The sequence below is a fragment of the Pedobacter sp. HMWF019 genome (assembly GCF_003061025.1).
Lineage (GTDB): Bacteria > Bacteroidota > Bacteroidia > Sphingobacteriales > Sphingobacteriaceae > Pedobacter.
The window spans coordinates 1-4,233 of sequence record NZ_QAIL01000501.1 but is presented as its reverse complement, the minus strand read 5'-3'; the positions used below and the strand labels follow the sequence as shown (position 1 = coordinate 4,233).

At 38.5% G+C, this 4,233-nt stretch carries 4 protein-coding genes; all 4 read right to left on the bottom strand.

Annotation, left to right across the window (positions count from 1 at the left end; translation table 11 throughout):
- On the bottom strand, positions 1 to 1,148 hold a 1,148-nt coding region (locus DBR11_RS25825), incomplete at its 3' end, for a DUF4302 domain-containing protein (protein ID WP_199233966.1).
- A gap of 15 nt (positions 1,149 to 1,163) precedes the next feature.
- Positions 1,164 to 2,525 (bottom strand): substrate import-associated zinc metallohydrolase lipoprotein, encoded by a 1,362-nt coding sequence (locus tag DBR11_RS25820; RefSeq protein WP_108555455.1) that lies wholly within the window; start codon positions 2,523 to 2,525, stop codon positions 1,164 to 1,166.
- Between the two features lie 10 nt (positions 2,526 to 2,535).
- The gene (locus tag DBR11_RS25815) at positions 2,536 to 3,996 is read right to left on the bottom strand and encodes a RagB/SusD family nutrient uptake outer membrane protein (protein ID WP_108555454.1); all 1,461 of its coding nucleotides are present in this window, start codon (positions 3,994 to 3,996) and stop codon (positions 2,536 to 2,538) included.
- A 12-nt stretch (positions 3,997 to 4,008) separates the two neighbouring features.
- A partial coding sequence (locus DBR11_RS29750; RefSeq protein ID WP_158275383.1) for a hypothetical protein occupies positions 4,009 to 4,233 on the bottom strand: 225 nt, incomplete at its 5' end.

Genomic DNA, 4,233 nt, shown 5'->3' with positions numbered 1-4,233 from the left:
GTATAATTATAGGTCGAAGTCGTTACCCAGGTACTTGCTCCACCACTTTGACTGGTATGTGCATTAATCGTCAATCTCTTGTTGACCACATTCCATACAAAATTTATACGTCCATAATTAAACACATATCCTGTAACCGCCGAAGTCGTCAAGTTATTGTGAAAGTAATTTAAAATGGCAGCACCATTAGCAGAAGTTCCCTTATAAATGGTCTTAAATTCAGAAAGCATTCCACTGTATTTACTGCCCCACAATTGATAAAGCGGAACCAAGGGTGTAGGTGAGCTTTTGAGGATATATTCTTTTCCACTCGCATCATACACAGCTAATGTAGTTTCGTTTTTCCAAACAAATTTCACAAAACTAATTCCTTGAAAAACCAGGCCTTTATTAAGAATTGTAGCACCATCCAGTGTAAAATTAAATTTCTCAGCACTCGAGGCAACCGTAGTCCCGTCCGCTAAAACTCCTGTAAAATCTACTCTCTTACCATTATCAAGATCATTTGTCATATTAGGTGTTATCCCAATCTTGAGTGTGGCATTACCAGAGGCCAGCTCTATATAAGGGTTTTTAGTTGTAGCGAAAAAATTCTTAAATTTATTAATCGCTGTTTTATATCCCCCTGCCTCATAAATGGCTCTTTGTGCTGCAGTAGCTTTAATCAGTTTAAAAGGCTGTCGGTATTTTTTTCCAATAAGGACGATACTGTCTGCCGTTGAGCGGTCATAGATGAACTCAACATCACTACTATACCCTATTTTACTTGCTCCTCCCATAACTTTTGAATCCGGATCGTCCAACATTGATATGTAATTATAAGTATCAAAAACCAAATCCGTACCCATATCCTGTTTTATCCTGTAATACGACTTTCCTACCTCCGCAGCACTTTGGTCTGTCATATCAGCATACATTTTCACATTTTGATCTTTATCAAAACTCACATAAAAACCATACCCACCTCCCGCACTGGTAGGCAAAGAGGCAATCCAGCCATTTTCAGCGGATGTTAATATATTAGAAACCAAAGCCATCTGCTCCCCAACCCGCTCCTGAGGCGTCTTATCAAATTTAGCAACGTAGGATGTTTTTTTGCAACTCATCAATAATGATAAGAGTGCAATAAAAAATAATAATCTCTTCATTTTGTCTTAAATAAATTAATAAGCTAATGGTCCATAAAAATAACTTGCAGGGCTACCCTTTACCGAGAAACCACCATATTTCATATAGTTATCTGCATTAATACTCACCGGAAGCCAGTCCGCTACAAATGTATTGTTGCTTAGGTAATCCAGCATAGGTTGTACAGACGTCTGAAGCAAAGTCGCATTTCCTGTCCATGGTCCATTTGGGGTAAAATTAACTTCTCCTGTAGCGGAGCTCACATTCATATTGAAAGGATAATCCGCGACATAAGCATTTGTTCCCTGGTTAAAACTAATCTGCAGATTGACCGTGGTAGCAGAAGTAAAATTGATTTTCATGAAATTGAATGTTAATCCATAATTTGGCAGTGCATTCACGGCTGTTTTTACCTGATTATAGACTTGGTTAAAAACATCTGAACTACCATATTTTAAATAAACATCTGATTTCAAATCCAGCAACATCGAAGTAAATACTTTTTTTGTTAACCAATAAGGAAATTTAGATTCATTCAGGCTCAGTGTATTTTTCATGTACAACTGCACTTCTCTTTGTAATTCTTTAAAGTTTATCCCTAAATTATTATAGTAGGTAATTACATTTTGTTCCTTTTGGATTAGTCTGCTTTTACCAGCCGCAGATGCCGTATTTGCCCAATTGTCATACCATACCTGTCCGTTAATCAATAACCAGCTGATCGTCTCTGCATAATCCTCTGTAGACACTCCACTGGCATAACTGGTCACAAACCCATTCTTATGTGCTGAATCAATAGGCGTATCCTTATAAGGCTGTTTATAATAACCTTTAGAGATACTTTCAAAATCGGTAGGAATGGGAATAATCTGATTCAGGATATGACCAAATTCGTGATGCATAATTCTTTGCCTGTCCCAAAAATAGAAGGCACCATCCGGTAGTGGGGCATAATCATTTAGTCCGTATAAGGTTATCCTTCTCCCGCCGGCAGCTGTCCCTGCTACGCCCGGATCGTTGGAATCCGCATAAGCGTAGGAACCAAATAAAACAAATTCTTTAGGAATGTATTTTTTAGAAAATGTCTCTCCAGCAACTTTCCTATATGGGCCTATAAATCCATCCAGTACAGCCTGCATCGTCGGTTGAATATCCTCCAGTTTATTTGGGGTAACATTAGCCGTATTTCCATGATAATACCTATTGTAACGGTATACTACCTCTATGTTATAGGCATCCAAAAAGTTTGTTTTCAGCCATTGGTCCAATGCGGTGTTGGTCTGCGGATTGTCGGCATTAAAACTACTATAATCTACATCAAGATTTTCCGTTTTTCGGCATCCAATCACAGTCGTAACAGAAGCAGCAAAAAATAAAAGTTTATATATAAGTTTCATAATATTCGATTTATCTCGGGTTTAATTCTATACCTGATAATTTAACCTCTTTTGGCAATTGAAAAACTCTCCGTTTATCTTCGGGCTTTAATTCTGTAAATGTCTCCAGACCTGTTGCATCAAAATTATTGTGTACCACAGTGAGCCTGCGCCGTATAATATCAAACCACCTGATGCCCTCTTGCAAAAATTCTGCTTTCTTAGCATCCAGTATCGTCTTCACCAAACCCTCTTTTGGATCAGATATGCTGTAAAATGCACTAATCTTAGCCAGTGTTACTGCATCAGTAGCGGGGTTATATCCGTTAGTCCTTACACTATAGAAATCATTAATATCTTTAAGAGCCGCATCAAATTGCCCGAGTTCAGCATAAGCCTCTGCTCTGTTCATTATTGCCTCGTCAACAGTAAATGAAGCTGAAGTCAGGTAGGGAAAACCAATCCCCGGTCCGGTATTGAAGAAATAGCCCTTGTATTTGTAGGTTGTGTAGTTTGGCACACCATACGACAGTACCCTATTAGCCAAAATTTTACCTGTTACATTTGTGCTGGTAAACATTTTTACCAGATTAGCCCCGTACCCATGTCTTGGGGCATTTTGATAATGGTAAGTTGAATAATTATTAGACAATAAGAGGTTGTACTTTTGCGAGCTGGAATTAAATGCAGCATTGAATTCCTCCCCGGTCATATCCTTTAAAGTAGTTGTAATAGGACGCATATTACCTACAAAATCATTTCCAGGAACCGTTAAAGTTGCATGGTCCACTACTTTTTGCCACTCCCCTTTGAATAAATAAAAACGAGCAGCAAAAGCATGGGCTGCAGCAGGTGTAAAATGGAATTTAGGCACTTTATAAGCCGAGGCAGAAAGTAGTTTTATTCCCTCTTCCAAATCCTGTTCTATTTTTTCATAGGTAGATTTAACCGTGCCACGGCTATACTGCACAATGACCTTAGTTTCAGGTGCAGTAATATAAGGAACCCCTGGAGAGCTGTTTGCTCCCCCAATTTCATAAGGATTCGAATACAACATCACCAGCATAAAATGTGCATAAGCCCTGGCCACTAGCGCTTCACCCTTATAAGGCAGCACGGCTGTACCCAGATCTTGTTTTTCAATGGCCTCCAATGCTTGATTGGCGGCCGCTATCGCCTCATAACAACCATTCCAGTAGTTGGATGTTGAATTAGTTTGCGCGCCAATTACATCAATCCAGGCATAAGGCAGATCAAACATCTCATTTGTACTTCCTATCCCTACCCCCTTATCTTCTGCATTATCAGATGAAGATTCCGTAAAAGTTAAATAATCGTAGGTAGGATAAGCAGTAGAAACCAATTGAGCTACCTTATCTACGGAGTTGATTTCTGTTCTGTTATCTGGTGCCTCGTTTAAATATTTTTTACACGATGGTAAAACAAATGGAACAAGGCCCAACAGGATAACTGATATTTTATGTAGTTTCATAATCTATTCTTATTAAAATCCAAATTTTAACGATAAAGTATACTGCTTGGCAACAGGCATAGCAACACCGCCAGATGCATAAAACTCCGGATCTTGTCCGTTCAAGCGCTTATCAGCATAAATAAGCCAAATATTGTTGCCCACCAAAGAGAGTTGGGCATTTGACATTTTAAGTTTTGTATATATCTTTTTAGGAATACTGTAAGTAAGAGACAATTGTCTAAGTTTAATATAGTC